The organism is Methanobacterium formicicum (genome assembly GCF_029848115.1).
Taxonomy (GTDB): domain Archaea; phylum Methanobacteriota; class Methanobacteria; order Methanobacteriales; family Methanobacteriaceae; genus Methanobacterium; species Methanobacterium formicicum.
This window is the reverse complement of record NZ_JARVXG010000023.1, coordinates 17,434-44,033: the sequence shown is the minus strand read 5'-3', so window position 1 is coordinate 44,033 and position 26,600 is coordinate 17,434. Positions and strand designations below refer to the sequence as shown.

Annotated in this window: 32 protein-coding genes; 18 read left to right on the top strand and 14 right to left on the bottom strand. The window is 38.2% G+C overall.

Annotation, left to right across the window (positions count from 1 at the left end):
• Nucleotides 1-224: 224 nt before the first annotated feature.
• From QC759_RS01575 to QC759_RS01560, 4 genes are all read left to right on the top strand, one after another.
• A complete protein-coding gene (locus tag QC759_RS01575) occupies nt 225-614 on the top strand; it encodes a hypothetical protein (protein ID WP_048073612.1) in 390 nt (129 codons plus the stop codon).
• An 82-nt stretch (nt 615-696) separates the two neighbouring features.
• Nucleotides 697-1,191 carry a hypothetical protein gene (locus tag QC759_RS01570; RefSeq protein WP_048073995.1) on the top strand — a complete coding sequence of 165 codons (495 nt, stop codon included), beginning with the start codon at nt 697-699 and terminating at the stop codon, nt 1,189-1,191.
• A 118-nt stretch (nt 1,192-1,309) separates the two neighbouring features.
• Nucleotides 1,310-2,077, top strand: a complete 768-nt coding sequence (gene ku, locus QC759_RS01565; RefSeq protein WP_048073611.1) for a non-homologous end joining protein Ku — start codon at nt 1,310-1,312, stop codon at nt 2,075-2,077.
• Between the two features lie 10 nt (nt 2,078-2,087).
• A complete protein-coding gene (locus QC759_RS01560) occupies nt 2,088-2,975 on the top strand; it encodes an ATP-dependent DNA ligase (RefSeq protein ID WP_048073610.1) in 888 nt (295 codons plus the stop codon).
• A 148-nt stretch (nt 2,976-3,123) separates the two neighbouring features.
• Here the strand turns inward: QC759_RS01560 and nikR are convergent, their stop codons facing one another.
• Nucleotides 3,124-3,534, bottom strand: coding sequence for a nickel-responsive transcriptional regulator NikR (gene nikR / locus QC759_RS01555; protein WP_048073609.1), 411 nt, complete (start codon nt 3,532-3,534; stop codon nt 3,124-3,126).
• 302 nt (nt 3,535-3,836) lie between these two features.
• Here nikR and QC759_RS01550 point away from each other — a divergent pair, with 302 nt between their 5' ends.
• From QC759_RS01550 to QC759_RS01540, 3 genes are all read left to right on the top strand, one after another.
• Nucleotides 3,837-4,247: a PepSY domain-containing protein gene (locus tag QC759_RS01550; protein WP_048073607.1), complete on the top strand. Its 411-nt coding sequence runs from the start codon at nt 3,837-3,839 to the stop codon at nt 4,245-4,247.
• A 411-nt stretch (nt 4,248-4,658) separates the two neighbouring features.
• Nucleotides 4,659-5,282, top strand: a complete 624-nt coding sequence (locus QC759_RS01545) for a carboxymuconolactone decarboxylase family protein (RefSeq protein ID WP_048073606.1) — start codon at nt 4,659-4,661, stop codon at nt 5,280-5,282.
• 42 nt (nt 5,283-5,324) lie between these two features.
• Nucleotides 5,325-5,681 carry an iron chaperone gene (locus QC759_RS01540; protein ID WP_048073605.1) on the top strand — a complete coding sequence of 119 codons (357 nt, stop codon included), beginning with the start codon at nt 5,325-5,327 and terminating at the stop codon, nt 5,679-5,681.
• 90 nt (nt 5,682-5,771) lie between these two features.
• On the opposite strand, the gene QC759_RS01535 is transcribed toward QC759_RS01540, so the two are convergent.
• The 3 genes from QC759_RS01535 to QC759_RS01525 form a co-directional block, all read right to left on the bottom strand.
• Nucleotides 5,772-6,173, bottom strand: a complete 402-nt coding sequence (locus tag QC759_RS01535; protein ID WP_048073604.1) for a RidA family protein — start codon at nt 6,171-6,173, stop codon at nt 5,772-5,774.
• 115 nt (nt 6,174-6,288) lie between these two features.
• A complete protein-coding gene (locus tag QC759_RS01530; RefSeq protein ID WP_048073603.1) occupies nt 6,289-6,828 on the bottom strand; it encodes a flavodoxin family protein in 540 nt (179 codons plus the stop codon).
• Nucleotides 6,829-6,882: 54 nt separating this feature from the next.
• Nucleotides 6,883-7,287: a DUF5518 domain-containing protein gene (locus QC759_RS01525; protein WP_048073602.1), complete on the bottom strand. Its 405-nt coding sequence runs from the start codon at nt 7,285-7,287 to the stop codon at nt 6,883-6,885.
• 188 nt (nt 7,288-7,475) lie between these two features.
• Between QC759_RS01525 and QC759_RS01520 the strand changes: the two genes are divergently transcribed.
• Nucleotides 7,476-7,637 carry a hypothetical protein gene (locus QC759_RS01520; RefSeq protein ID WP_243687023.1) on the top strand — a complete coding sequence of 54 codons (162 nt, stop codon included), beginning with the start codon at nt 7,476-7,478 and terminating at the stop codon, nt 7,635-7,637.
• A gap of 10 nt (nt 7,638-7,647) precedes the next feature.
• Here QC759_RS01520 and QC759_RS01515 read toward each other — a convergent pair whose 3' ends face one another.
• The 5 genes from QC759_RS01515 to QC759_RS01495 form a co-directional block, all read right to left on the bottom strand.
• Complete coding sequence (locus QC759_RS01515) at nt 7,648-8,160, bottom strand: DUF6448 family protein (RefSeq protein ID WP_048073601.1); 513 nt, start codon at nt 8,158-8,160, stop codon at nt 7,648-7,650.
• 183 nt (nt 8,161-8,343) lie between these two features.
• Nucleotides 8,344-9,150 (bottom strand): EFR1 family ferrodoxin, encoded by an 807-nt coding sequence (locus QC759_RS01510; RefSeq protein ID WP_048073600.1) that lies wholly within the window; start codon nt 9,148-9,150, stop codon nt 8,344-8,346.
• A gap of 207 nt (nt 9,151-9,357) precedes the next feature.
• On the bottom strand, nt 9,358-10,203 hold the full coding sequence (locus tag QC759_RS01505) for an MBL fold metallo-hydrolase (protein ID WP_048073599.1): 846 nt from the start codon (nt 10,201-10,203) through the stop codon (nt 9,358-9,360).
• Nucleotides 10,204-10,619: 416 nt separating this feature from the next.
• Entirely contained in the window at nt 10,620-12,203 is a 1,584-nt protein-coding gene (locus QC759_RS01500) for an MFS transporter (protein WP_279844765.1), read from the bottom strand.
• Between the two features lie 260 nt (nt 12,204-12,463).
• On the bottom strand, nt 12,464-13,246 hold the full coding sequence (locus tag QC759_RS01495; protein WP_048073598.1) for a CPBP family intramembrane glutamic endopeptidase: 783 nt from the start codon (nt 13,244-13,246) through the stop codon (nt 12,464-12,466).
• 411 nt (nt 13,247-13,657) lie between these two features.
• On the opposite strand from QC759_RS01495, the gene QC759_RS01490 reads away from it, so the two are divergent.
• The 8 genes from QC759_RS01490 (at nt 13,658) to QC759_RS01455 (ending at nt 19,548) form a co-directional block, all read left to right on the top strand.
• Complete coding sequence (locus QC759_RS01490; RefSeq protein WP_048073597.1) at nt 13,658-14,017, top strand: ArsR/SmtB family transcription factor; 360 nt, start codon at nt 13,658-13,660, stop codon at nt 14,015-14,017.
• A gap of 92 nt (nt 14,018-14,109) precedes the next feature.
• Entirely contained in the window at nt 14,110-14,610 is a 501-nt protein-coding gene (locus tag QC759_RS01485; RefSeq protein ID WP_048073596.1) for an arsenate reductase ArsC, read from the top strand.
• A gap of 12 nt (nt 14,611-14,622) precedes the next feature.
• Entirely contained in the window at nt 14,623-15,279 is a 657-nt protein-coding gene (locus tag QC759_RS01480) for a DUF166 domain-containing protein (protein WP_048073595.1), read from the top strand.
• A gap of 10 nt (nt 15,280-15,289) precedes the next feature.
• Nucleotides 15,290-16,393 (top strand): ACR3 family arsenite efflux transporter, encoded by a 1,104-nt coding sequence (gene arsB / locus QC759_RS01475; RefSeq protein WP_048073594.1) that lies wholly within the window; start codon nt 15,290-15,292, stop codon nt 16,391-16,393.
• A 91-nt stretch (nt 16,394-16,484) separates the two neighbouring features.
• Nucleotides 16,485-16,679 (top strand): hypothetical protein, encoded by a 195-nt coding sequence (locus QC759_RS01470; protein WP_048073593.1) that lies wholly within the window; start codon nt 16,485-16,487, stop codon nt 16,677-16,679.
• 208 nt (nt 16,680-16,887) lie between these two features.
• On the top strand, nt 16,888-18,075 hold the full coding sequence (locus tag QC759_RS01465; RefSeq protein WP_052660026.1) for an aspartate aminotransferase family protein: 1,188 nt from the start codon (nt 16,888-16,890) through the stop codon (nt 18,073-18,075).
• Between the two features lie 205 nt (nt 18,076-18,280).
• Nucleotides 18,281-18,508, top strand: a complete 228-nt coding sequence (locus QC759_RS01460; RefSeq protein ID WP_048073592.1) for a hypothetical protein — start codon at nt 18,281-18,283, stop codon at nt 18,506-18,508.
• Nucleotides 18,509-18,654: 146 nt separating this feature from the next.
• Nucleotides 18,655-19,548 (top strand): cation diffusion facilitator family transporter, encoded by an 894-nt coding sequence (locus tag QC759_RS01455; RefSeq protein ID WP_048073591.1) that lies wholly within the window; start codon nt 18,655-18,657, stop codon nt 19,546-19,548.
• 65 nt (nt 19,549-19,613) lie between these two features.
• Here QC759_RS01455 and QC759_RS01450 read toward each other — a convergent pair whose 3' ends face one another.
• On the bottom strand, nt 19,614-20,039 hold the full coding sequence (locus QC759_RS01450) for a hypothetical protein (protein WP_048073590.1): 426 nt from the start codon (nt 20,037-20,039) through the stop codon (nt 19,614-19,616).
• 315 nt (nt 20,040-20,354) lie between these two features.
• On the opposite strand from QC759_RS01450, the gene QC759_RS01445 reads away from it, so the two are divergent.
• Nucleotides 20,355-21,014 (top strand): zinc dependent phospholipase C family protein, encoded by a 660-nt coding sequence (locus QC759_RS01445; RefSeq protein WP_052660024.1) that lies wholly within the window; start codon nt 20,355-20,357, stop codon nt 21,012-21,014.
• Nucleotides 21,015-21,139: 125 nt separating this feature from the next.
• Here QC759_RS01445 and QC759_RS01440 read toward each other — a convergent pair whose 3' ends face one another.
• Nucleotides 21,140-21,418: a hypothetical protein gene (locus tag QC759_RS01440; protein WP_048073589.1), complete on the bottom strand. Its 279-nt coding sequence runs from the start codon at nt 21,416-21,418 to the stop codon at nt 21,140-21,142.
• 227 nt (nt 21,419-21,645) lie between these two features.
• On the opposite strand from QC759_RS01440, the gene QC759_RS01435 reads away from it, so the two are divergent.
• Nucleotides 21,646-22,722 (top strand): type I restriction endonuclease, encoded by a 1,077-nt coding sequence (locus QC759_RS01435; RefSeq protein WP_048073588.1) that lies wholly within the window; start codon nt 21,646-21,648, stop codon nt 22,720-22,722.
• 311 nt (nt 22,723-23,033) lie between these two features.
• On the opposite strand, the gene QC759_RS01430 is transcribed toward QC759_RS01435, so the two are convergent.
• The 3 genes from QC759_RS01430 to QC759_RS01420 all read right to left on the bottom strand — a co-directional run bounded on the left by QC759_RS01430 (nt 23,034) and on the right by QC759_RS01420 (nt 26,350).
• The gene (locus QC759_RS01430; protein ID WP_144405550.1) at nt 23,034-24,848 is read right to left on the bottom strand and encodes a PAS domain S-box protein; all 1,815 of its coding nucleotides are present in this window, start codon (nt 24,846-24,848) and stop codon (nt 23,034-23,036) included.
• A gap of 127 nt (nt 24,849-24,975) precedes the next feature.
• Nucleotides 24,976-25,635 carry an SOUL family heme-binding protein gene (locus tag QC759_RS01425; RefSeq protein WP_048073587.1) on the bottom strand — a complete coding sequence of 220 codons (660 nt, stop codon included), beginning with the start codon at nt 25,633-25,635 and terminating at the stop codon, nt 24,976-24,978.
• 118 nt (nt 25,636-25,753) lie between these two features.
• Nucleotides 25,754-26,350 (bottom strand): HXXEE domain-containing protein, encoded by a 597-nt coding sequence (locus tag QC759_RS01420; protein ID WP_048073586.1) that lies wholly within the window; start codon nt 26,348-26,350, stop codon nt 25,754-25,756.
• Between the last annotated feature and the right edge of the window lie 250 nt (nt 26,351-26,600).

Genomic DNA, 26,600 nt, shown 5'->3' with positions numbered 1-26,600 from the left:
TTTTTTTTTTTTTTTTTTTTTATTTTCTTAAGGGTTTCTTGTTTTTCTAAGGATGGAATTAATCTCACGGTAATAAATTATTTTCACCTATTTTCAAGTCTCGGGTGAGGTTTCTATTTTTGTGAATTTAGAGGTACTTCTCAACTACACTCTCTACCACAACGCCCATGGCCTGGGGGGTGTATAAATTAGGGCATGTACCCCAACAGCGAAGGTGATTCACTTTGAAAGTAAGCCAGGGAGTGCTTTTTGGTAGGAAAGTGTATCTTTATCATCCTGAATACTTTAATGAACATGAGGAAGTTATTATTTTCACCAGAGAAGAGTTCAGGAGGATGTACCAGTCCATGAGTGTCCAGATGGAGCAGATCAACCGGACGTACCTGACCCTGGATCCGGGTGAAGAATGGAGGGTTATAGGGGTTTGGTTTAAAATCATGGAAAGCATTCACCGTCTAAATTTAAATCTGGATGATATTTTCAGTAATAAACCCTTACAAACCTACCTGGACACCTATATCCAGGATACCATTGATTCACCGCCAATGGTTCTCCCTTCTTCCTTGAACGAAGTGGTTACTCCTGAATCCCTGGGTGTTAACTGGTCCCGGTGACCGGTAGTATAGAATAATGATAATCTTAGTTAAGGGGACTAAATAAATAAAAGACATGATAATCGTCTAAGCGTTGATAAAAATGAGGTACAGTTACGGAATTGTTCAGGGGAAGACAATAGTCACTTATCAACCCCACCTCTTCCAGAATTACCAGGATTTGCTGGTTTTCCCTGCAGAAAATTTCCGGAAATGGCACAGCCAGATCAACGAGTACCTGGACGGAGTTTACCAAGTAAATGCCCATAAACAGGAGAAGAAAAGACCCGTAGATAGGGATGATTTAAATCTGGTGCTGGGAGTGCTGTGTGAAATTACCCTGGAAATGGAAGAACTCTTTAACCCGGAAAAGGAGACAGATAACACCTACTACTATATTTCAACCATGGATGAAGATTATAAAAAGATCAAAACCACATTCTATGGAAGATACCGCTATAAAATAGAGAGAAAGACCCTCCCTATTACACCCGAATTAAAATACCAGCACATCCTGGAAATCGTGCAATACGCTCATAAATTATGGGGTCAAAATAACCGGGGCCTTAAACTGAACATGGTTTCCAGAAAGGAATAATCATTAAGATTGAAGGTGGATAGGAAGAGGTCCTGTTCCATATTTCCCGCGGAATCTGGTCCCTATAACAAACTATTACTCTCTTTCACAACATATACACAGTGGGAGATGAGTTTCTATGCGATCCATTTGGTCAGGCTCTATAAAATTTGGAACTATTTTTATACCCATCAGATTGTATGCTGCCAGTGAAAACCTCCATATCGGTTTTCACCTGGTCCATAAAACAGATTGTGGCCGAGTTCACTACAAAAAGGTTTGCGAAAAGGATGGTAAAGAATTAGAACCCCACGAAATCGCTAAAGCAATAGACATCGCCGGGGAATGCATCCAGTTCACCGATGAAGAGATAAAAAATCTCCATCCCTTCTCCACCAGAACCATGGAAATACTGGGATTCTGTGAATATGAAGAAGTACCCCAGATATCCCTTTCCAAACCCTACTACCTGGGAACTGAAAACCCCAAAAAGGGGGGTACTGCTCAGAGTTTCCACCTGCTCCGGGAGGTTATGGAAAGGAAGGAGAAGGTGGCAGTGGTGAAATGGGTGCAGCGCAACAACGAGTATATCGGAATGCTACAGTCTTATGAGGAGGGATTCCTCCTGAAACAGTTACTGTATTTTGAACAGGTACGATCACCCCAGGAGGTGGAAATCATTACTGGAGATGTTGACCCCGCTCTCCTTAAAAAGGCCTCTCTGGTGATGGATAACATGATCTTTGATTTTGACTGGACCAGTTACACCGAAACCTACACCCAACAGTTAAGGGAACTTATTGAGAAAAAAGCTGCTGGTGAAGAATTAATACCTGAACTCAAGCCTCCAGAAACCAGGTCACTGGAAAAAGAACTGGAAAAAATGTTGGCCATGATGGAAGAGTAGGTGCAGGTCCATGGAAATGCTGGAGCCCATGCTCAGTAAACTGGCAGAGGAAGATGTTCACCTGGAGGGTGTCTGGGTAAGCGAGCCTAAACTGGATGGTGAGAGGATCATTGCCCTGCGCAAAGGGGACCAGATTGACCTGTGGACCCGCAGACATGTAGAAGTTTCATACAAATTCCCTGAAATCATTTCCAGCCTTAAAAAAAATATAAAAGGGGATAACTGGATTTTGGATGGGGAAATAACTGTCCCCGGGGGTTTCCGGAAACTTTTAAAACGTAATGTTGAGGATAGGTTTAAAATCTCCCTTCTGGCCAAGAAACTCCCGGCAACCCTTAACCTCTTTGATATTCTCCGGTTTCAGGGGGAGGATCTAACCTCCAAAGCACTGGTTCAGCGCAAGAAAATATTATTAAAGGTCGTTCAGGAGGGGGGCCATATTAAAATAGTCCCCTTTAAAACAGTAAACTCCAAAAAAATTAAAGACCATTTTGTTGAATCCATCCACAGGGGTTATGAAGGATTGATACTTAAAAATGCCAGTTCTGAGTACGAATCAGGGAAACGATCATCCCACTGGTTGAAGATCAAACGATCAGAGACCATAGATGTTAACGTAATAGGGGCCACCAAAAGCACGGGAAGCATAGCCTTCGGGGCGTTAATACTAGAGAAAGATGGTCAGTACTTTGGCAAGGTAGGTACCGGATTCAGTGATTTAGATAGGAAGGAGATACTGGAATTTTTAGAAAAAAATAGGGGAGTAACTGATATTCCACTTCCCGCTGATCTGGATATTCTCCTGACCACCCGACAGTTACCAGCCGAAATAAAGGCCAATGAAATTGTGAAGGGTAAACCCCGGGCCCCGGTATGGGTGCGATTTAGATGGGCTTAATAAATAGGGTTTAAAAAATAATTTACCCAACAGGGGAACCTAACACAATTGAAAATATACCCCCTTGGAAATCCAACACTTCTACATATTGGGCTGTTTGGTCATGTAGAATGGGTGTGTTTTTCAACTTTTTTTAAGGTTTTACCCATTATAATTTTTCCCCACCAGAGGTGGTGGTTAGTTTGACGTGTTCCACGCCCTTAAGCCTCATGATCTTTTCGGTTAGGTCCCTGATTTGCTGGGCGTCTCCCTTGACTACTATAACTTCCAGGCATTTATTTTCAGTCATATGGATATGCATGTTGGCGTTTATATATTCCCGGAACTGGTGCTGGATATTGGTGAGATCTTCCATCACACCGGTGTAATGGTGGTCGTAGATAACAGCCACTATTCCCACCCGATCTCCTTCCATATCCCTCATCCACTGGTAGCGCACTATGTAGTCTTTCAAGGCATCTCTGATACCCTTTGATCGGGAATTGTATCCCCTGTCCTTCAGAACATCATCGAATTCAGTTAAAAGCTTTTTGGGCAATGACATGCTTATTCTCATCATATACACCACTAGTTAATATGCTTGTTATAACTATTATTAAGTTATTAATTAATAAATATTTTCCTCCAAGGGCAAAAATTAGTATTAACACAACCCAAGCGGTTTCATATTTCCTTAAAGAACAGGGGTTATAAGGGATGAAAATTATTTTTTCAAGTTTTTCGTGATCTGTATCTGATTTTTTGGAAAATAAGGCCATCAAACTAAATTTAAGGATGTAGAAGAAGGTGAACACATCATTACATTTATATATATTTCTCCATGATAGTAAGGATGATAATAATTTAAGGGGAGGTGAAATAATGGACAGAAAAATTATAGCCTTAATTATAGTTGTTCTTTTAGTCATTGTGGGAGTGGGGGCTTATTTTATTTATAGCAATTCTCAAACCCCTAATATAACCGTGAATAACTCTACTAACTTACCCACCACTACTACTCATACCTACAAACACAACGAATCCAACCATCCCAGTCACACCAATGTAACCAATAACACCAAGACCAATATCACATCCCAGCAGGCCATGAGTATTGTTAACAAACTGTTAAAAGACGATGGATTCACGGACTACTCAGCATCAACTCCTCAACTGATGAAAGCACCGAACAACAAGATGGTATGGCATGTGCCAGTGTTGGACCCCAACAAAAAGTATGTATGGTCCGTGGATGTTGATGCCCAAACCGGTGAGATATATACTCTGTATTAAACCTCACCAAACCCTTATTTTTTTTAATTACAATTAAAGATCATTTCTTAACTTAACAGGCCCAACAGTCCTTTCTAATTTCTTCAGTATGCTGGGAGGGATTATAAGGTCCTTAATAGTTTTTTTGAGCTTGTATGTGGGTGTTGATATTTTTCATGTTTTTAGGAACTTAATAATTTTTAATAAGGAATTATCAAGACCTTAAAAAATCTCTCTTAGTTTAGTTTACAGAAATTACCAGAGATAAATAAGCTTTTTAAAGGAATAGAAATCATTCAACCTTAACCGAAGGAATAGAAGGTAATAAATCAGGGCAATTGATTAAATTAAGGAATGATACCAACTTTCAAATACTTTCCCACTCATAAAAAATAATCACACCTATCATGGGTAGCAATCTGGGGAGAAGTCATGAAGACCAAAGAAGGAGAAGTTAACCCGAAAAAAGAACCCGGATTTGGGCGGGAACTTTATTCAGTTAGAGAATCCTACTGGATATTTTACCAGGGAATGCGGACCATTAGATTTATGTTTAAAGCCAGAAGGAACCGGGAATTAGACCAAAAATTTGTGGAAAGACTAATGTTAAGGGTGACGGAGGTCAATGATTGTGCCCTGTGTTCCTATGCTCACTCCAAAAGGGCCCTGGAGAGTGGAATGACCAGTGAAGAAATCCAAAAAATGCTCCATGGTATAATGGAAGATGTCCCTGCCCCGGAACTCCCGGCAGTGATGTTTGCCCAGCACTACGCCGACACCCGTGGAAACCCCACCCCCGAATCATGGGAACGTATAGTGGAAATCTATGGGCCATCCAAAGCCAAAGGTATCCTGGGATCCATACGCACCATAATGATTGGAAACACCTATGGTATTCCCTGGAGCTCATTTTTCAACCGGTTGAGGGGTAAAGCAGACCCAAGGAGCAGTTTATCCTATGAAATCAGTATGATTTTAGCCACCTTTTTAATTCCCCTATCCTTTATCCATGCCTTACTATCGGATATCTTTAGAGTGCCCCTCAAATATTCCTAATCTTTATTCTTATCCAATAATATCTTCCGGGAGGTTGAATCCATGGTATCAAAGAAAATTCAAACAGTAGACGAGTACATATCTTCATTTCCCCCAGATATTCAGGGCATTTTGGAGGAAATGAGGGAAACTATCCGGGAATCAGCACCCGAAGCTGAAGAAACCATTAGCTACGGAATGCCCACTTTCCGGTTAAAAGGTAATTTGGTACATTTTGCTGCCTATAAAAATCATATAGGATTTTATCCCACCCCTTCTGCAATAAAGGCCTTCAAAGAAGAACTTTCACATTACAACACATCAAAAGGGACCGTACAATTTCCCCTGGATGAACCGGTACCCCTGGACCTGGTGAGAAAGATGGTCCTCTTCCGGGTGCAGGAAAACCTGAAAAAATAGCTCTCGGGGGTACTTGGAATTTTCATCAAATCAGTTTATTTCAAACCCTGTTTATGTAGGGGATAGAGTCAAAAACATCGGAATAGGGATCTATTCCGGGGTTATGGCCACGGCATCTATCTCAACCAGCCAATCGGGATTACCCAGTCCGGATATGAAAAGAACGGTTACAGTGGGGAAATTAATATTCCCCTTCCATTTTTCCTGGAAAACCTGAAAGCCCTCCTGTGGATTCTGTCCCTGAACAAGGTAAATGTTGAATTTAACCACATTCTCCAGTTTAGCATGGCATTCTTCTAGAATTTTATCAATATTGGATAGAACCTGTTCTGTCTGCTTTTTAAGATCACCCTTTCCTACTAGAACTCCCTCCTCATCAACCGCATTCTGTCCACCAATATAAATTGTCTGGTGATTTCCCTTGACTGATATTGCCTGGGAGTAACCCCGGGGTTTGACCATATTTTCCGGGTTTATGTAGTTAGTTTTCATTAAAACCTCTCCAACACGCTCATTACGGTTTTTAATCCTGTATTTTAAGGAGAAATATTACTTTGACCTTAGGATATTAGGAATAAATGAGCTTGTATTGTGGTTAACTTTTCCCTTACACGTTTTTCCCCATTTCATAAGCTTCGGCCATGGTTTCGCTTTCTTTGATGTCACCCACATTCCAGGCGCCAGTTCCGTAGATAATACCCCTTTCATCTGCACCGTTAAGGCAGGATGTGAATCCTCTGAAACCTTCCACTGTCCTTTCCATGGCTTCCTTTTGGGGGTTGGCTGCGGTGAGAATGAAATACATTTCTTTGGCACTGATTTCAGTGTAGCGGGCATAGGTTCGGTCAATGAGTGTTTTCAGCTGGGCGTTCATGGTGTAAAAGTAAACTGGTGTGGCCATGACAATCACGTCAGCAGCAGCCATTTTATCCATGATTTCGCCCATGTCATCATTTTGAGCACATTTACCACCGTTTCCCTGACAGGTATCACAGGCCACACAGTAGTTGATTTCTTTATCCCTCAGGAAAATTTTCTCAGCCTTATGACCTGCTCCTTCTGCTCCTAGAATGAACTGATCGCATAAAATATCTGAATTTCCGCCTTTTCTGGGGCTGGCCGATAGCACCACTATATTTTTACTCATCAAGTTAACCTCCATTGTTTTTATTTAGAATACTAAATAAAAGCTAAAATAATATCAACTTTTGGCCCGTATTCCCATTAATCCGCCCAGGGCTCCCAGAGTGATGCTTATGATTAGGGATAGCTGAAGAATAACATAAGCTGCTACCACGGCATCAACCCCGGGTATCAGGTTGACATTTAGGGATATTAAATTTATGAGGCTGTTAATGGCTTCAAATCCGGTTATCAATATTAAAGTGATAATTAGACCACCGATCATTCCGGACATTGTTCCCACAATAGCCCCGTCTTTTATATCTATTTTACTGTAATCTTCATATTTCTGGCTAAAGTATGCTGCCAGGAACCCTCCCATTAACGGGCCTAAAAAGAAGAGAGGGTAGAATAATATAATTAGAATGATAGTTAAGGTTGCGTTAAGGAGTCCACCTAGTCCGATGATTTTCCAGTCTGCCATTATAATCCCCAGATTTATTATGGTAATTGTTTTTACTGCATTTTATGGTGTTTAACTTTTTTATATGTATCTTTGGTAATTCAGCATATAGATAAATTGTTTACTTCCCAGATACAAGCTTTAAGAAGTTGATTTTAATAGTTATGAGATTTATGGTATATTATAATGGAATGAGGGGATGGTAAAAAATGGTTGAACTATGGGTTAAAATTCTATCTTTAGTGATTTTCATTGCTCTAATTGTAGGTGTGGATTTCCTGTACCTTAAACATGACTTCCGGAAACGTCTGACCTTCAATGTGGGACTTTTCCTGGTGTATTTAGCTATATTTATCGCATTTTTGGATTAGCATAATTTTTTTAGTGTTTTTCGCCGGAAATTATGTATTTGTAGGTATGGTGGGAGGATAAGACAAAGTTAAGCATTGATTCAGTGTATTCTCTGGCGGCTTCAACATCTTCCAGGTCGTAATTTTTAAGGGACATGGCCTTATTAAATTTTTTTCTCAATTCTTCTTCTAAAACCTTTTTTAAAAACCCTATGGTTTCATTGGGATCTCCTTTTTCAATGTCTGCCTCTGCTCGAGGCACAACTGGCCCCCAATCCAAACCTGCTGGTTTAAGGCCGGTGTAGGGCGCTCCTTCACCTTCACGATGTAGTCGCACCGCGGTTTCAAAGAACCAGAGATCCGCAACTTCTGCGGCGTCTTCACCTAACTTCCGGGCCCTAAGTGTTTTATTAAAACTTCGGCTTAACTCTTTTTCTGCAGTTTCAGGTACAAAGGGAAGTACATAATTCACATCCATCATTTCTAAAGCCTTTTTACAGGCACTAACAACCGGTCCGTCCATGGTATCACAATGGGGGGCCATTTTAAACACCTCCAACTGATTACATATAATAAAATATGGAGCTCAAAATCATTATTTCTTTCTATTTCCTAATCAGAGTTGATATTAACTCGGTAAGGATTATGGGGGAAAGTGATGGTAATATTTGATATGTAGTTCTACCTAATGGATTAAGCCATTTTCAGGGAGTGGACAGTCAAAAACTTAGGGGAGGATCATATCTGAAATTTTCACTTCAGGGTGATGATAATTTTTAATACCCAGATCAGAGTCTCCCGGGTTGATGGATCCATTCGGGCACCAGTTTAGGCAAGCGAAACAACTTATGCAGTGATCCGACCACTGTGGTTTGTTATCCACTAGTTCAACGTTGTGCTGGATGCAGATTTTTTGACAAGTTCCACAGCCAGTGCAGTTTTCATTGGAGGTAAAGGCCAGTGAATCCACACCTTTAAAGAGCACCTGATTAAGGAATGTTAAATAAACCGGGATTAATTTCAAGTTTTGTGTTTTAAACATATGGAAAAACAGGATACTGGTCTCTATTTCCCCTTTTTGCCTGTTTTTTATAACCTCAGAAACCTTCTTTACCCTGTTTTTCCATTGACTGAACATTATTTCCTGTTGAGTCTCAGTCACCTTTCTGGATCCTAAGCCATTCTGGGGCATACCCACAGCAAATCCTGCAGATAAGTGCCCGCCATATGAATTAATGGTTGTTTCCAGATGTTTCAGAGATTTAGAGGGGGTTACTCCATAGGTGCATTGAGCGAAAATGTACTTGGACTGGATATCTTTAATTCTGGAAATGAATTTTTCCATGAACTGGGGAGGTTTAAAGTCATAAATGGGAAATACAAACCCTATAATATTGGCTTCAGTATCTACACTTTCCTGGTCAATAACCGCCATAATTGGGGTTAAAACAGCATTTAACTCCAGGGCAACATCTCGGGCTACTGCCAATGAATTACCGGAACCTGAAAAATAGTATATTTCTACCTTATCCATATTCCCACCCCTGTAAAATGAGTTTTCCCAGATTTTATTGCTTATTATTATATGGTGTTTTCATATTATATCAACCTGAACTTTAGGTTTCTAAAAGAGGCGGATTCTCATGATCCATCCCTAAACTAGGCCAAAAAGATGGATAAAAATTGCTTAAAAACAAGTTAAACAGTCATTTTGAGGGTGTCTGGAAGAATGAAATTTAGTTTATAGCTTTACAGTATCTCCCGTGGCAAAATAATCCACACTATCTCCCAGAACATTTTTCAAAAGAGGATAACCCTTTCTACCAGTGCAATGCCCGGTATAAACCCGTTCTATTGGATATTCTGCCAGTTTCATCCCGATATTTTCAATGTTTTCCTTACTCTCTGCGGTGTGATTTAAAAAAGGAAGGCCAATAAAATGGAATCCTCCAAAAAGGGCCTTTATAGGAGTGTTTGGAAATTGATCAAGGGCGGCTTCAACCATGTTTAACACCCCGTGATGTGAGCAGCCTGAAAAAATAACCATTCCATCCTCTTCCTGGATAACCATCATCTGCTCATGGGAAAAATCATCAGGGACCAGCTGGTTACTTTTTTCCACGTAAAGATATTTTCCACCAGCAGGAGCAGGATATTTCAGGGGCATATCAGTAAAAAGGTAGGTATCCCTGGCAATTTCAGTTAATTTGTTTATTAAATGAATCCTATTTGCATAATCAGCGAATAACTCTTTATCCAGGCCAACATCTTTTTTTAAAAAATAAAATGCTTTAAAAAAATGGTTCCCATTTGCTTGGGGGCGTAGGTAAACTGGGGAGGATTCGTTCAATTCCATAAATCTGCCCAGGCCCCCGCCATGGTCAAAGTGCCCGTGAGATATGGCGGTTACATCAACCGCTGCCAAATCGATTCCTAATTTAAGGGCATTATCTACAAAAGCACCGGTTACTCCGGTGTCAAAGAGGATGTTATCATCGTCCCTTTGAATGTGGATTGATAATCCCTTTTCAGAAAATAAATCTGAATTATCCGGTTTGGTGTCTTCAATCAGGGCTGTAACTCGCATTTTTCCCCCTCCTAACATTACTGTTATTTTTTCCCTACCAAGGCTTATTAATGGGAAAGATTAAATAGCCCGTACCATTAATCAAGAATCTTATTTAGATTTTAGGGGGCTTTAAATATAAATAAAAAATTTATTGGTCACTATTTTTTTTATTATAAGTGTTATATGCATTTTTCTACGTAAATGCAGCAATATACATCGAGATATCCAATATGATATTTTCTGAAAAATAAATAATTTATTAACCTATCATTGGCAATGAAACGAAAACTGGGGGTCAAAATCAAAATTTATCAATGCTACCGGATGGTTAGGATAATGGAAAACAATCATATGGAAATAGTTAGTGGTTAAATTTTTCCCGGCAACATTTTTGTCGTGTTTTTAAGTTTTAATATTGTTTTTTAGTCCTAATACTAATTTTCAGCGTCAATTTCACAGTACTGGGCCAGTAATTTTTCCTCTTCCTCTTTTTTGGGGAATTTAAAGAATACTATGGCGGCTCCAATCAGGATGGCAATAATCCCGGCCAGGTAAGCCCAGTGATCCCCGGCTAAAAATGAATATTTGGCTGCAGATATGATCTGTGCAGAATACTGGGGGTGCTGCTGGGCCAGGGTGGCTGCACTGGAGAATGATTTCTGTAGGGTGGTTTCCACGGTGCTGGTTATCTGCTGCTGGGCATAGGTCGGTAAACTGTCAATCTGTGCGGCAATTGACCGGGCATAACCGGCGGTGAGCAGTGCACCGAATATGGAAGTCATTATAGCCCCCCCAAAATCACGCTGCAGATCTGCGGTTCCCGAGGCCATACCCACCCTTTTCACAGGAACAGAACCAGTAAGGGAATGGGAAGCAGGAGTTCCCGCCAATCCCACCCCAATTCCTACAAAGGAGTAGGCCAATCCCACCTTCCAGTAGGGTATGTGGTCCTGCCACAGGAATAGCATGGTTAAAAAACCCAATAAACAGAAGAGGTAACCGGCCAGGAGGGTGAAACGGGAGCCACGGGATTCAATGAGCCTGGCAGATTGGGGTGCCACTAAAATCATGAATAATGCGGCTGGTAAAATTGCCAGTCCTGCATCCAGGGTGGAGTAGCTGAGAACGTTCTGTAGAAATTGCTGACCAATGTACATGGCACCCATCAGGGCTCCGAAAACTATTATCCCGGCACAGGCTGCTACCCAGAAAATGCTGCGACTGGCAACTTTAAGATCGTAAAGGGGATTTTCCACCCTGCGCTGGCGCCTTATGAACAGAATCCCAGAAAGGGCAGCGATGACTAGGAAACTAATTATCAGGATTCCAGAGTCTGGCACCGGGGCGAAGTTAATGGCCAGAGTCAATGTTCCTAAAAGAAGGAGAGACAGTAAACCTCCCAAGTTATCCACGGGAGCACTTGTCTCGCTGATGTGATTGGGGATGAACTTAATGGACATCAGTAGGGCTACCATCGCCAGGGGTAAGGTGATTAAAAATACCGAACCCCAGTCATTAAAGGTTAACAGGTATCCGGAGATTATGGGTCCCAGAGCAGCAATGGCTGCCCCAATACCGGACCACAGGGCTATGGCCCTGGTTCGTTTCTGTCCAGCCCACAAAGCAGTTATAAGGGCCAGTGTAGTGGGAAAAGCCATTCCCGCAGCTAAACCACCAATGATACGGGCCAAGATCAGTATCTCGATGGAAGGGGCAAAACCAGCGACGATGGAGGCGGGTATGGCCAGTAGAGTCCCCAGGATCAGCATCATCTTTCTACCGTGGTGGTCACCCAGGGCACCGAACCATAGCACTGATGCTGCCAGGCCCAGGGAGTAGCCCACAGCCACCAGGTTGATCTGGACCTGGGAAGCATTAAAAACCAGACCTATGGAAGGAAGGGCCACGTTAGCCACGGATAAGTTAAGATTGGCCACTGCTGCCACTAAGATGAGGGTGGCTAATGCTATCATTCCTGGTTCAGTTATTTTAGAAGTTGATGTCCGGTTCATTTTCATACTCCCTGTATCCCCCTAGTACTAGTAGATATTATGTTCTAAGATGATTTATATAGTCATCCAGTACCCGAATTATTAATGCCTGCCATATTTGGTCGATATGCTAAAAAGGGTTAGGTGAAAAATGGTTATCCCTTTTGATTACTTTATTCCATCATATTTTTCCGGATATTTAAGGAATTAAACTGATCCTTATTAATTCACCACTGGGAAATAAAAAAAAGAAAGATTGGGGAATTATTTTTAAATCAGGTTAAATTCTATTCTTGCTTGGTTGGATAATTGAAACCTACTTTTTTGGAGGCCCATACCCATAAAATAACCGTGAAAACTAAACCACAGACCAATCCTAACAATCCGCTTTCTGGGCTAAAGATGTTGGTTGCTTTAATCCCTAAAATACCGATGCTGCTGCCGAAGCCAAATAGAATGTAAACTATGGTATTCCATAGGGCATGGGAGAATGATGACACAATTATAGAACCGGAAATGTAACGTAGGAGTCCGAAGGTCACTCCTCCAATAATCCCCCCGGTGATGTATATGGGAAGCATGCTCCAGTTGAACGAGGAATTCAGGAAGAATAATGGTAAATGCCAGGAGGCAAAGGCCAAGGCCGTGAGTAGGAGAATTAATTTGGGATTCATTTTACCTCTTTCCAGTATCCCGTAAAGCCATCCTCTGAAGAAACCTTCTTCAGTGGCGAATGCTAATATAAGTGTGTATAAAAAGAGATAAACAATTTTACCAGTCATTTCATTGGGGTATTTTATTCCACCCAGGTTCCCGGTTACCAGGGCAATAACAATAATAACCAGACAAATACTCAGAGGATACAGGATGGCCCAGATATAATCTCGTAACCTTCCAAATTCCAAACCCAACTCTTTACCATTCATTTTAGTCCAGTAGGCTAAAATTAAAATTAGGGGAAATATTATCAGTGCCTGGAGTTGTTCATTGCCGAATATTACTGGAAAAAGTGTGCTGCAGATCATAACCAGGACATATCCAATTAAACCATATTTATAAGCGTTTTTCATGTTTCACACTCCAATTCAATTTAGGCAGGTGGAAACAAAAAAAACCAAGACAACCCGCCAAATCCTTATTTAAAAACCTTTCACTCGGTTAAAGGAAGAGGTATCTGTTTAAAATCATATTTTCCCTTAACAATATCACTTCAACTACTAAGTTAGTAGTAACCCTCTTTAAATGTTACTATTCCCTTCTGAATATTTTATTCTATCATTTCCTGGTGCTAATGGAAAAATCGTAATTTTACACTTATTCCATGTATTTTCCTTTTGTTGGACTGAAAAATAAAGGGATAACACCCCAAATATTTATATATTCCACTTTATCAATACATCAACATATGTTGATATATGGTTTTAATTAACATAAAATTAGAACGACATATTCATAGATTATGAGGATATATGGGAGGTATCATGACAGGTTGCCAAATTCAAGGCGAAGATAGGCCTAATGAAAATCAAAAGAAAAGAATTAAAGAACTTATGGGGTCATTACCTGATGATGATCACTATGAAAAATATTCAGGGAAACTTAAAGCACTATCCGATGCAACACGGCTCAAAATACTGTATTTACTATCGGATGGAGAATTATGTGTCTGTGAAATAATGCACGCTCTCGATAAGCCCCAGTCAAGTATATCGCATCACTTGAATATTCTAAAAAACTTGGGTTTTATTAAAGGGCGTAAAGAAGGTGTATGGATTCATTACAGTCTTAAAAACCCTGAAATTACAGGTACTATTGAAAAATTAATAGAACTAATTAAATAGAGTGATATTTTACTGGGACGGCCATAATGGCACAATTTCGAACATGATAGGCACACATCCTTATTAAGGATAATATTCATTTAGGTGATTGAATGGTGAAAAAAAGAGTTTTATTTATGTGTATTCATAACGCAGCACGCTCACAAATGGCAGAAGGACTATTCAGGGATCTTTATGGGGATATTTTTGATGTTTATAGTGCCGGGAGTGAACCTCAGGCTGTTGATCCACTGGCCATAACGTGTATGGAAGACCTTGGAATTGACATCTCTCATCATAGATCTAAAAGTCTGAAAGAATTTGAAGGTCAAGAATTTGATTACGTTGTAACTGTCTGCGGAAACCCATATAATGCATGTCCATTCTTTGTGGGGGGTAAAAAATACTTCAAACAACCATTTGAAGATCCATCAGTTTTTGAAGGCACAGAAGAAGAAAAATTTGAATTATTTCTAAAAATTAGGGATGAATTAAAGGAATGGCTAGAAGATTTGTATTATTCATACATGATACCCAATGATGACTCCTGTAATTTCTCGGAAGAGTTTGAAGGATGCTGCGGACCAAGGGATAAAGAATTTTCATGTAGATAAGGGGCATAAATCATGTTAAAAGTTGTAATAGTTACTGATGGACCATACGGGGAAAGGGCATTTGAAAATATTAAAAAAAATTTTGAAACAGAATTTATTGAATTAGAAAAGCCGACCGCTATGTTCATGGATGAAATAGACATTCCTGAAGATAAACTAGCAAAGATAAAGGATGCCAATATCCTGATAACTTACACTCAACATCCGGATCTCACCTTGGATCTGGTGGATCTGGTTAATAAAGATGTAAATTGCATAATTGTAGCGGCATGGAGGGGTGAAGGCTTTAAAAATCAATTAGAAGTCTATGAAAATGTAACATGTCCTTATATAATGTGTGAATTGGAAGAAAATGGTAATGAAGCATTTGACGAGTTCACTTCTAAAATTGGAAAGCCTGAAGTAGATATACAAATTGAAAATGATCAAATTGTTGATATCAATGTAGTCCGTTCTTCTCCTTGCGGTTCAACAACATTTGTAGCCGATTACCTCTTGGACAAATATTCAGGTGTTCCGGATCTAGAGAATTTACCTATCGAGGCCGGACTTAAATTACAACATTACCCTTGCAGAGCTGCCAAAATGAGATTATTCACTGATGAAGAATGTAAAAAGGAAATGGCATCAGGTTTTCATAAAGATGCCTTTGAAAAAGCCTTAAAATGAGATGAAAATCATGTCTGTAGACATAGAGCCAGTAACTGATGAAATAGGGGATACTCCCCAACTGGGATTTTTGGATAAATTTTTAACTCTTTGGATTTTTCTGGCCATGGTCCTTGGAATTTCTCTGGGTGTCTTCTGGCCTGATTTTAAGGGCATAATGAACCAATTTCAGGTTGGAACCACCAGCATACCCATTGCAATTGGTCTCATACTCATGATGTACCCTCCACTGGCCAGGGTTCGTTACGAAGAGTTACCCCATGTATTCCGTGACTGGAAAGTTCTAGGATTAGCCATGTTCCAGAACTGGATAGTAGCCCCTTTATTGATGTTTGCACTAGCCATAATATTTTTATCTGCCTATCCAGAGTATATGGTGGGATTGATTCTAATTGGAATAGCCCCCTGCATAGCCATGGTCTTAGTCTGGAACCAACTAGCAAAAGGGAACAATGAATATGCGGCCAGTCTGGTGGCTCTAAACAGCATATTTCAAGTCCTTTTCTACAGTGTATACGCCTGGTTTTTCATCACCATCGTACCACCATTATTAGGAATTCAGGGAACTGCGGTTGATGTTAATATCCTGCAGATAGCCCAAAGTGTTTTCATTTACCTAGGTATACCATTCATTGCCGGTTTTTTCACCCGGTTCTTCCTGGTTAGAATCAAGGGAAAGGAATGGTACCATGAAAAATTCATACCAAAAATAAGCCCCATAACTTTGATAGCTCTTCTATTTACCATTGTGGTAATGTTCAGCTTAAAAGGAGATTACATTGTTCAGATACCTTTAGATGTGGTTATCATAGCTATCCCTCTAGTGGTATATTTTGTGGTAATGTTTTTCATCACATTTTTCCTAGGATATAAATTAGGTGCTGACTACACCAGAACTACAGCTATATCATTTACAGCAGCTAGTAACAACTTTGAACTTGCAATAGCAGTTGCAATAGCAGTTTTTGGAATTGGATCCGGAGTGGCATTCGCCACAGTAATAGGGCCCCTGATAGAGGTTCCTGTCTTAATAAGTCTGGTAAATGTCGCACTAATGTTTCAAAGGAAATATTTCGCCAAACAAAAGGTTTCAAAGACGGAAAGGGAGTTATAATTTATGGAAAATAAAAGAATTATTGAATCAACTGAATCAGGTTTTGTTTCCTTTATTGATTTACATATAAACAATTTAAGAGGGTTATAAAATGGCAGATAAGAATAAAAAGGTATTTGAAGGTAAAAGTGCTGTGGATTCGGCTTTACATGATTTTTGCATAAAAACAAAAAAACCAGGATTTATAGATGCCATCTGTGAAGTTTGTGAGAAAGTCTATGAAACTGACCAAGATACGTATATTTGTCCAGAATGCCAGGAAAAATTGAAAAATAAAGGGATTTAAAAGATAAACCTTTGTTAATAGTTAAATTGATGCCAATCCTAAAAAATGAGTATCTAGCGTGTGTATCAATATAATGGAATCTTCTACTTTTTAAAGTGAAGGTTCTAAATATACAGAAAAACTACTGAGGAAACCCCTAAATCTTAACTGAAGTTATTTCATCTAAAATTAGAGCTATAACTTACTACCAAAAATCTGGGGACTAACCATGGAAAAACTAAACACTTATGAAATTGAAGATGAATGCTACGCCTCTTTTGCTAAAAAAGCAAGGTTATCAATAGAAAAAGGTGAAGGAGTCTATGCTTATGCTGAGAATGGTAAGAAGTATCTAGATTTTACTGCAGGATGGGGAGTGACCAGTTTAGGGCATGCCCATCCGATTATCACCGAAGCCCTTTGCCAGCAAAGTAAAAAAATTATACAGAATCCCAACTCTGGAGCAACCTATTCACCAGCAAGGTCCAAACTTCTGTTACTAATGAGAGAGATACTACCTGATAATTTAACCCGTATATTTTTTTCAAATAGTGGTGCAGAGGCTAATGATGCAGCAATTAAACTTGCAAGAAAAGCAACCGGGAAATTGAATATTATATCTACAGAGAAAAGTTTCCATGGGCGAACTATTAGCACCGTGTCTGCAACCGGTCAAAATGTCCATAGAAATAAGTTTAATCCCCTAATTCCCCATCATATATTCGTTCCGTATAATGATATCACGGCAGTTGAAAGAGTAATAGACAAAGATGTTGCGGCGGTAATAGTTGAGCCTATACAGGGTGAAGGTGGTATCAATGTACCTGATTCAGATTACCTGGCTAAATTATCTAGTTTATGCACAGAAAATAATGTCCTTTTAATAGTGGATGAAATTCAAACTGGATTTTGCAGAACCGGACCCATGTTCATGTCCGATGGTGTTAAAATTGATATTTTAACCATGGCTAAGGGTATTGCCGGAGGTTTCCCTTTCGGAGCATTTGCATTCTCTGAAGAAATACACGATAAGCTCGAAAAGGGAGATCATGGTGGTACATATTGTGGTAACCCTTTAGGTTGTGCAGTTGCCTATTCAGTTATCAAATATATGTTGGACAATGAAATCTGGGAAAATGTTGGGGATGTAGGAGTATACGCCCTCACAGAGTTAACTAAATTGAAAAATGAATATCCTAATCTTATAAAAGATGTAAGGGGGAAAGGGTTATTGATTGCGGTGGAGATGGTGGACGAAAATACTGCGGCATCCATATATTCTAAATGTTTGGAGTGGGGCCTCATTCTGAATGTTACCCAGGGCAACATAATCCGCATATTTCCTGCCTTGAACATATCAAAAGAACAACTGGAAGAAGGATTAACTATATTTAAAAGGGCTTTAACCACCAGTTGAATTTGTAAACCATTATGGGGGTCATTGAATTATTCTTTATTTTGAATTGTTAGGATGCCCTAATGATGTTAGTTAAGCCTAATTAAAGCCTTAGGGGTCACCGAAGCCTTTATATGTTTTAAAATAATAAGAAAATAAACTAAATGTAAAGGTTTAGTAAGCGAGGTAATATCTTAAATTTTCAGAGGTAGGGTGAGAGAAAAAAATGTTTGATCCAAAAAAAATAATGGACACTGCAATTGACCAGGTCCAAAAGACGGGAAAAGACTCATACAGAAGCCGGGGGGAAATCGATGACATTCTTTATAAGATGTCTCGAGACCTTGAAGAATTAAGAATGAAAAACAGAGAACTTTCCGAGAGATTAAATGATCTAGATATGCAGTTTAATCATCTTAAAAGTTTGCTTAGTCAAAATAATAGGCGTTATTAAATCAAATGGGGGTTTAATATTTTAATCCCCTTTTATTTTATATAAAAGTTAATCAAAGTTCTGTAATCGATGTGAATCTTGATTTTACCTTAGTTCTGTAACGGTATATCCTGCCGGAATTTTTTATAGGAATTTAAGTGATTTATATGAATGAAATAATTGATCGGGAAAGTACTGGTCGTAAAGCCTCAATGGTAGCAATAATGGGGAATATCTTATTGACCATCTTCAACTTTATTGTCGGAACATTGTCAGGCAGTACGGCATTGGTTGCTGAAGCTGCACACACTCTTTCCGATGTTATTACTTCTATTCTGGCTTTCATTGGTTTTAAAATTGGGATGAAACCTGCTGATAAGGAACACCAGTACGGGCATGGTATGGCGGAACCCATTGTAGGTTTAATAATTGTAATATTTTTGGTGTTGGTCGCCTATGAAATTCTTTCCGATGTTTATATCAAACTTTTAATGCATGAAGCGCTTAAAGCACCGGATTGGACCGCTGCAGTAATGGCCTTAATTGGAATAATTGTTAACTACACTATGACCACCTACTTAATCCGTTCCGGGAGAAGAATTAACAGTCCTGCACTCATTGCTGATGGTCAGCACCAAAAAGTAGACATTTTCTCGTGTGGTGCTGTACTTGTTGGTGTGGCAGGCGCACAACTAGGATTTACCATGTTAGACCCTATTGTGGCTCTATTCATTGCTATGATGGTGATAAGAACAGCATTCATAGTTGCCCGTGACAATATTAACACTATCATGGGTAAAATACCATCTGAGGAAATTTTAGATGAAATACGAACAGTAGCAATGTCTGTAGATGATGTTAAGGGAGTTCATGATGTGAAATTAAATAACATGGGTCCCTATGTTTCAGTAGAGTTGCATATTGAACTTGATGGGGATTTAAAACTCAGGGAATCCCACAAAATCTCGCATATAGTTGAAAAACAGATCATAAACAGTGTAAACTCTGTAAAAATGGCTATTGTTCACACTTGCCCCTTTGAAGAAAATAAAAAAGAATAAAATTACTTTAAACAGTAATTGTCCGGTTCCAGTTCCATACCCGAGTACTGTGAATCCCCACTGCTTTAAGCTTCTTTTTGGTTTTTCCTCTTTCTACTCACTATATTCCCAGCAGTGGTAGCGATTAAAAACACGAAAAACATAACTACACTGTTTCTGGGGGAAGGATAAGGATAGGAAAGATCCCCGGTGTATATTAAACCAGTAGTCATAAACTTGGTGGCGTTATCCCCGTAGGCCAGAAGCCAGTCAAGGTGCACGTTCACAATAAGGGTGTCTATTACTATGAAGGTAACGGTTAAAAGTATGGCATAAATAGCGGCCTGGTTAATGTTAAGTTTGTATCCGGCCAGGAATGGTAAAAATAGAAATCCGACAACGAACAGAATTAATGCAGGTGTATTAACATTATTTAAAAGCAATACTTGCCAGACTGCACTTATAATGGCAACAAGGATAAATATACCCATCAACAGTAACTTATTGTTCATATTAAACCCCTTCCCTAAATATATAAATAGTATTCTGATTCGTTATTTTTATTTCTATCTATTTTATCTTCCAAAATACGGTGAGGCCCATTCCGAAACGTACTCTAAACTGGAATCACTATTTCTTCCACTTTTCAGTCAGTGAATATTTAACTCAAAGTGGTACTTCGGGAAACCGCATTTTCATGATGATTTTACAATAATGTTTTTTTTGATTTTTATGGTGAAACTGGTCACATTAACTGGGCACCCAACTTATCTGGGTGTGAACTCATAGTTTCCTCTGTAGAACTGGGTTCATAGAAGGGAGTTATAATGGGTGAAAACGGTTTAATAGGGAGATTTAACGGGCAAAACCTGTTTAAAATAGCTATATTTTTTGGATTACTTTTTTTAATGGCTGCACCGGCCACTGCCTGGGAGTGGGCTGCCCATAAAAAGATCGTGGACGAAATCAACATTAACCTACCCTCAGATGTGCAGAAAAATCTTAAACCCTACCTGGCGGTGATGAAGGAAGGATCCACCTATCCAGACACCATCCCCAATGATAAAATCAATCACGGATACCCGGGCAGTTATCCTCAAACTAATACCTGGCTGGACAAGGGGAAAGTAGCCTATGAAAAGGGTGATTATCGGGAAGCAGCCTGGTGTTTCGGTGTTGCATCACACTACATCACTGATACTTACTCTGCACCGCACTGTGGATGGATCAAGGATAAAGAAAAGTACTGGCAAATAGGAAACCAACTATCTCCTAAAAAACATGACTTCCACTACTCTAACCTGAATAACATGCTCCAATACGGGAATGAAAGGGGAAAAGAAAGTATTGCCAGTTGGAATAAAACCGGGGACCAGGGAATTGTACAACAGGATCTAAATCGAGGAGTCTCTGCAGCATATGTAGCAATCCTCTACCATGCCCATCCTTCCATGCTGCAAAGCCCGGAATACTATGAGGAATCATAACATAACAATAAATTTTAAAAACCATTTTTTATGCCTTTTCAGGCTTCAAATATGTTTATTTTACAGAAAACAATTAAATTCAGCCATAGCGGTCATGATAAAATAAAATAAAATAAATTTGATTTTTATAAAAGCAAGTCATCATCATTCAAAATGTCAATGTTTAAACATAGACGTGCACATCTGAGATCTCCATCTTCAAAGAAATTCAAACTAAGTAATTTACCGTTTATTTTATGCTCGTGGGCCATGTTTGCGGTATCAATGACTACTAGTGGATCATATTCACCGGTATCCGGATCAGTTACATCATATACCACATCAACCTCATTTTCATCAAATTCCACACCAACAACATTTTCCTGGCCCTTTGATATTTGTTCTACAAATTCATCTTTATCCATACAAATCACCCCAAACTTACTAAATCTAATATAGATATTATTCCAGAATGTTAAATATATAGGTTAAGTTATGAAGATGAGTTGAAAAGTTGAAGAGTGAGTTAATTTTTAATTCATAATTTAAGGCCAATTGTTCCTTTCGTTATCTACATAAATAAATATAAATTAATCATTATATAATAATCAGTATCATATTGTTAAATGGTAAATAAAGGGGGAGAATTGAAATGGGTTTGGAGGAAGAAGTTAAACAATTTTCTAAAAGTATAGATGAAAAAATAGACAAAGTGAAAACAGAGGAAGCCACTAAAACTGCATTTATACTTCCATTTATTAGATTAGTTTTAGGTTATGATCACACAGATCCGGGAGAAGTAGTTCCTGAATTTATTGCGGATGTTGGTAAAAAGAAAGGTGAAAAAGTTGATTATGCTATTATAATCAACAACAAACCTATCATATTGATGGAATGTAAGCCAGTATATACAGATCTTGATAAAGAACACGCCGCCCAATTGAGAAGGTATTTTACTGAAACAGAAGCCAAATTTGGAATTTTAACCAATGGAATTATTTATAAATTCTATACGGACATTGAAAAAGCTAATTTAATGGACGAAAAACCATTTTTCGAACTTGATTTGAGAGATGTTAAAGATAATCAAATAGAATCACTTAAACAATTCACTAAATCTAATTTTAATATGCAAAACATTTTAGAATCTGCTAGTGAGCTTAAATATAAAGGTGAAATAAAAAAAATAATGGCAGAACAACTTAAAGACCCATCAGATGATTTTATCCGATTTTTTGCTAAACAAGTTTATAAAGGCGTATTAACTAAAAACGCTAAAGAACAGTTCAATCCGATTATTAAAGCTGCGATTAAAGAATTTATCAATGAACAGGTTGATAAACGGTTAGAAATCGCTAGACACTCTACAGAAAAAAGTGGAGAATCTGAAGGGGAAATTAAAGTAAAACCCCCTAAAAGTGAAATTGTTACCACGGAAGAAGAATGGGAAGGATATTATATTGTCAAGTCCATTTTAAGTGAAATAATTGACCCTGAGAGAGTCTTTATTAGGGATAGAAAAAATTATTGTGGAGTTTTACTGGATGATAATCAACTTAAAGTAATCTGTAGAATGCATTTTGACGGAAGACAAAAATATCTTGGTCTATTTGATAAGCAGGAAAACTTCAAAGGTTCAAAAAAAGAAGAGAGAGTGCCCATAGAAAATGTTAATGACATATATAAACATGCAACCAGAATAAAAAATACTATAAATCTGTATGGGTAGTTAAGAGAGATTATTTATCATCATTTCATTTTTTAACCCTCTATTCTATTTGTTAGATAACCGACATTCAATCTTTGTTCTAATATACAAGCACTTATATTTTTTTTAATTAAAAAGTTCCTGGAATTAAAAATACAGAATAATAGGTTTTTTTATATTCTTAGAAATGAAAAATGAGGTGAATGAACTGAATAGGTGGGGTTTGAGGCTTATTTTTTCTGATTGAGAATATTAAATTAAGTTTTTATTACTTATTCAATTAATAGTTTAGCTGATTTAGGCTTTAATGCCCCAGAGATGAGCATGGAGATTTAAAATCTTGTTTTATACTCTAATTCCTTGAATTTAATGGTATACTTAGTGCCATGACTTTTATCAAGTGACAGTTTACCTTCAATCTGATTTACAAGTATATTCACAAGTTCTAAGCCAAAAGAATTTATTTTACCGATTTCACTATCTTCTGGTAACCCAATACCATTATCGCTGATGGTTAGCTGGTAAGTATCATCCGAGGAGTGCAGTGAAACATGGATTTCCCCTTTCTTCCCCTTGGGGAAAGCGTGTTTAAGGCTGTTTGAGACCAGCTCACTGATTATCAAACCACAAGGCACTGCAGTCTCAATATTGAATTTCACGTCCTCAACGTCAATTACAGTTTTAACTTGTGTTCGCTGGGTTTGGTAGGTGTTGTAAAGGTAAGTAACTATTTTTCTAATGTACTCCTCAAAATCAATACGTGATAAATCTGGAGAATCATAGATTGATTCATGAATCATGGCCATGCTCTGCACCCGGTTATCACTATTCTTTAAAACGATCATAGCTACTTCATCATCCCCCACATACATACATTGCAGATTCAGCATGCTGGAGATTATTTGCATATTATTTTTAACCCGATGATGTATTTCTTTAAGCAGTAATTCTTTTTCATGTAAAGAAGATTTAATTCGGTTTTCAGCGATTTTCTGTTGAGTTATATCCGTTACAATTTCCAGAACATGAGAAATTTCATTATCCTTCATAATGGGGGTCATGTTCACCAGCCCCCAGTGTAAGTTGTCATTTTTGTCCAAAAATCTGGATTCAAATGTTCCAACCTTTTTTCCACCCACTACCATGAAGAGATTTCCTAAATGGAATGCCAAGTCTTCGGGGTGTATTAATTTCAATTTATTTAAATTAACGCCTTTTAATTCATCTTCAGAGGAACCAGTTAAATTAGTTAAGGCATGATTTACCTCAATTATGGTGCCAGTCGAATCAACAAGCAAGTTATAATCCGGGCTTTCTTCAAAAAGAGTCCTATATTTTTTCTCACTTTCAGTTAATTCCAGGGTCCGTTCCTGGACCTTGCTTTCCAACTGATCATTAGCATTTATTAAGGCTTTTTCAGCTTTTATACGTTTAGTTATATCACTATGCATGGCAAGATTGCCTATATGGTTTCCTTCACTGTCGTATAATGGTGAAGCCATGGCTAAGGTCCATAGAACTGAACCATCTTTGCATCTAAATTTGAACATTAAGTCAAATTTCACCCCAGTTCGGATTTTTCTCCGGGCCTCAGCAAACATGGCCTGCTGTTCTTCAAAAAGGAATTCTGCTATATCGCGGCCAATGATCTCCTCTTTTTCATATCCCAGAAGATCAGCAAATCTCTGGTTAATGTAAATACACTTAAGGGTAGCTGGATCACTGATGGATACCCCTTCATGTGTGGTTTCAACCATGCTGCGAAATAACTTTTCACTGTCTTTGAGTTTCTTTAAGGTGTGATTGTAAAGAATTAATTTAATGGAATATTTTAGTTCAGTGGGATTAAATGGTTTTTCGATGCATCCTTCGGGTTCTGTGAGTTTATATTGTTTAACAATAAGTTTATCAGAGGAATTAAGTAAGAAAATCAGAGGTATATCACGTTCTTTAATTTTAGAGGCAATTTCTAAACTTTCTTCAATTGGATCTGTTAAATCAATTATAACAAGATCGAGAACTAATTCATTGAATTCAATTGCTTCTACATTCGTAGGGGAGATATGGGCAACTTCGTGCTCCCAAGACTCTAAATCTGCCTTTAATACGTCACATTTTCCATCCCCCACCAACATAATCTTAGACAATTCATTTCCCCCCTCACAAGATGCTTGTGTAATTTTCCTATTTAAGAAAGGACATTGAAATTGACTATCTTTTTCATCTTCATCTGGCACCCTAGGTAAAAGCAGCAATTGTTAAACATCTTTAAGTTTATTGTATTTTTACCATTACTTCATTTTTCCTGAAAAAGCCAGGTACAGCAGGATGGTTGTATTGGGCAATGATAAAATTGGATTTCGGTTTTATATCATTTTTTTCAAGCCAATTTTTAAGTTCTGCCGTTTCTTTATCTGCTAATTTATGATTAACCCTTCCTTTAAATCTTAAAACCGCCATCTTTTGGTTTTTAACTTCTTTAAATTTTATTCTTTTATCCTCAGGTTCAGGTAAAGTATCTAATGTGTATTTAGATGGCATTGTAAAAGAAATACGGTATAAATGAGAATCAGATTTTTCTTCAGTAACGGGGGCGGTCATTGCGATTTTCTCGGACTCATCAACAGATTCTTCAGTTACTGGTGCAGCCATAGGTATCTTTTCTGAATCTACACTTTCCTCAGTGACAGGTATGGTCATGGCGATTTTCTCAGATTCAGATAAATTTTCACCAGACACGGGGGCAGTCATAGATATCTTGGATTTTTTCCTATTGCCACCAAAAATGTAATTAGCTAAAATAGAAAAACCCATTCCAATTGCTTCATCGAAATCAGCCTTCACATCTGTTTGAGCCAAAATATAACCCGGATAAACCCTAATTTCAATATCCCCCTCTTTACTTTCCACAGTATAAGCAGGACTTTCAGTCATAAAATAAATTCCCCCCTTAAAATTAATTATCTAATTATATATTGATTAAAAAATAAATTTTTTTCCTAATTAAATATGATTTAAAGAGTAATTATCATTAAAATAAAAAAAATAGTATTTATTCTTCTTTTCGTTTACTGGTGGTTTTTAGAAGCAATATCCCTATAAAACCAACACCCAATATCAATGCAAGTAGCCAGTCTAGGGAGCTTAAAGCATGGGCATAGTAAGCATAGAAGAGGGTTACCACACAAAATGGGTTTAAAACCAACCAGGTAGTTAAAAATCCAGGATTATATCCTGGTTTTTTTATCTGGAAGATAATGGTATGTTGTATGCCATTTATGAGTAACTGGAAGAATATTAACCCCATACCAACCCAGGGTAAAACAGTAACCAGTAACGCACCCAGTATAGCCCAGATCCATATGGACATGTTTACAAATAGTTTGTAAGCCGGCGATAGGGGCGAGTCCTCCTTTGGTGGATCTTTACTTAATACCGTGTAGAAGTTAGCGAATTTTTCAAATCCAATGGGAGAGAGGATATATTCTTCTGTTTCATGGATCATGACCAGTGGTAAATGAATCCAGTATAAAAAAGCCAGCCACGAAAAATTAGGGTCGGTAACTTTGAAACAGATAAAAATAGTTATTAATATTGGCCCTAGAAAAATCCCCACTCTTTCCCAGATGTCATTATACGTTTTATACATGTTTTATACCTTTTTGGCCTGAATTTTCCCATTTAAAGGAGAATACTCACCATAAATTAATTTTTTTCATCTTCATCTGGTCCGTAGGTTAAAGCAGCAATGGTTAGAATAATAATTGCAGCAACTATGATCACGATGGCGATATTGACAATGGTCAATGCAGAAATACTATGCAGATAAAACAAAGTCGAAACTAACGATATCAACCACACCAGGTAATAACCCATCCTTGCCACGTTCTTGGAGCCGG

What these genes read in the sequence shown, in the direction of transcription:
- QC759_RS01470 (WP_048073593.1), top strand. Translation starts at nt 16,485, where the DNA reads ATGGCAGATAAGAATAAAAAGGTATTTGAAGGTAAAAGTGCTGTGGAT.
- QC759_RS01490 (WP_048073597.1), top strand. Translation starts at nt 13,658, where the DNA reads ATGACAGGTTGCCAAATTCAAGGCGAAGATAGGCCTAATGAAAATCAA.
- QC759_RS01460 (WP_048073592.1), top strand. Translation starts at nt 18,281, where the DNA reads ATGTTTGATCCAAAAAAAATAATGGACACTGCAATTGACCAGGTCCAA.
- ku (WP_048073611.1), top strand. Translation starts at nt 1,310, where the DNA reads ATGCGATCCATTTGGTCAGGCTCTATAAAATTTGGAACTATTTTTATA.
- QC759_RS01550 (WP_048073607.1), top strand. Translation starts at nt 3,837, where the DNA reads ATGGACAGAAAAATTATAGCCTTAATTATAGTTGTTCTTTTAGTCATT.
- QC759_RS01455 (WP_048073591.1), top strand. Translation starts at nt 18,655, where the DNA reads ATGAATGAAATAATTGATCGGGAAAGTACTGGTCGTAAAGCCTCAATG.
- QC759_RS01540 (WP_048073605.1), top strand. Translation starts at nt 5,325, where the DNA reads ATGGTATCAAAGAAAATTCAAACAGTAGACGAGTACATATCTTCATTT.
- QC759_RS01530 (WP_048073603.1), bottom strand. Translation starts at nt 6,828, where the DNA reads ATGAGTAAAAATATAGTGGTGCTATCGGCCAGCCCCAGAAAAGGCGGA.
- QC759_RS01450 (WP_048073590.1), bottom strand. Translation starts at nt 20,039, where the DNA reads ATGAACAATAAGTTACTGTTGATGGGTATATTTATCCTTGTTGCCATT.
- QC759_RS01570 (WP_048073995.1), top strand. Translation starts at nt 697, where the DNA reads ATGAGGTACAGTTACGGAATTGTTCAGGGGAAGACAATAGTCACTTAT.
- QC759_RS01500 (WP_279844765.1), bottom strand. Translation starts at nt 12,203, where the DNA reads ATGAAAATGAACCGGACATCAACTTCTAAAATAACTGAACCAGGAATG.
- QC759_RS01560 (WP_048073610.1), top strand. Translation starts at nt 2,088, where the DNA reads ATGGAAATGCTGGAGCCCATGCTCAGTAAACTGGCAGAGGAAGATGTT.
- QC759_RS01505 (WP_048073599.1), bottom strand. Translation starts at nt 10,203, where the DNA reads ATGCGAGTTACAGCCCTGATTGAAGACACCAAACCGGATAATTCAGAT.
- QC759_RS01465 (WP_052660026.1), top strand. Translation starts at nt 16,888, where the DNA reads ATGGAAAAACTAAACACTTATGAAATTGAAGATGAATGCTACGCCTCT.
- QC759_RS01480 (WP_048073595.1), top strand. Translation starts at nt 14,623, where the DNA reads ATGTTAAAAGTTGTAATAGTTACTGATGGACCATACGGGGAAAGGGCA.
- arsB (WP_048073594.1), top strand. Translation starts at nt 15,290, where the DNA reads ATGTCTGTAGACATAGAGCCAGTAACTGATGAAATAGGGGATACTCCC.
- nikR (WP_048073609.1), bottom strand. Translation starts at nt 3,534, where the DNA reads ATGATGAGAATAAGCATGTCATTGCCCAAAAAGCTTTTAACTGAATTC.
- QC759_RS01495 (WP_048073598.1), bottom strand. Translation starts at nt 13,246, where the DNA reads ATGAAAAACGCTTATAAATATGGTTTAATTGGATATGTCCTGGTTATG.
- QC759_RS01445 (WP_052660024.1), top strand. Translation starts at nt 20,355, where the DNA reads ATGGGTGAAAACGGTTTAATAGGGAGATTTAACGGGCAAAACCTGTTT.
- QC759_RS01420 (WP_048073586.1), bottom strand. Translation starts at nt 26,350, where the DNA reads ATGTATAAAACGTATAATGACATCTGGGAAAGAGTGGGGATTTTTCTA.
- QC759_RS01510 (WP_048073600.1), bottom strand. Translation starts at nt 9,150, where the DNA reads ATGGATAAGGTAGAAATATACTATTTTTCAGGTTCCGGTAATTCATTG.
- QC759_RS01525 (WP_048073602.1), bottom strand. Translation starts at nt 7,287, where the DNA reads ATGGCAGACTGGAAAATCATCGGACTAGGTGGACTCCTTAACGCAACC.
- QC759_RS01545 (WP_048073606.1), top strand. Translation starts at nt 4,659, where the DNA reads ATGAAGACCAAAGAAGGAGAAGTTAACCCGAAAAAAGAACCCGGATTT.
- QC759_RS01520 (WP_243687023.1), top strand. Translation starts at nt 7,476, where the DNA reads ATGGTTGAACTATGGGTTAAAATTCTATCTTTAGTGATTTTCATTGCT.
- QC759_RS01425 (WP_048073587.1), bottom strand. Translation starts at nt 25,635, where the DNA reads ATGACTGAAAGTCCTGCTTATACTGTGGAAAGTAAAGAGGGGGATATT.
- QC759_RS01515 (WP_048073601.1), bottom strand. Translation starts at nt 8,160, where the DNA reads ATGGCCCCCCATTGTGATACCATGGACGGACCGGTTGTTAGTGCCTGT.
- QC759_RS01485 (WP_048073596.1), top strand. Translation starts at nt 14,110, where the DNA reads ATGGTGAAAAAAAGAGTTTTATTTATGTGTATTCATAACGCAGCACGC.
- QC759_RS01435 (WP_048073588.1), top strand. Translation starts at nt 21,646, where the DNA reads ATGGGTTTGGAGGAAGAAGTTAAACAATTTTCTAAAAGTATAGATGAA.
- QC759_RS01440 (WP_048073589.1), bottom strand. Translation starts at nt 21,418, where the DNA reads ATGGATAAAGATGAATTTGTAGAACAAATATCAAAGGGCCAGGAAAAT.
- QC759_RS01535 (WP_048073604.1), bottom strand. Translation starts at nt 6,173, where the DNA reads ATGAAAACTAACTACATAAACCCGGAAAATATGGTCAAACCCCGGGGT.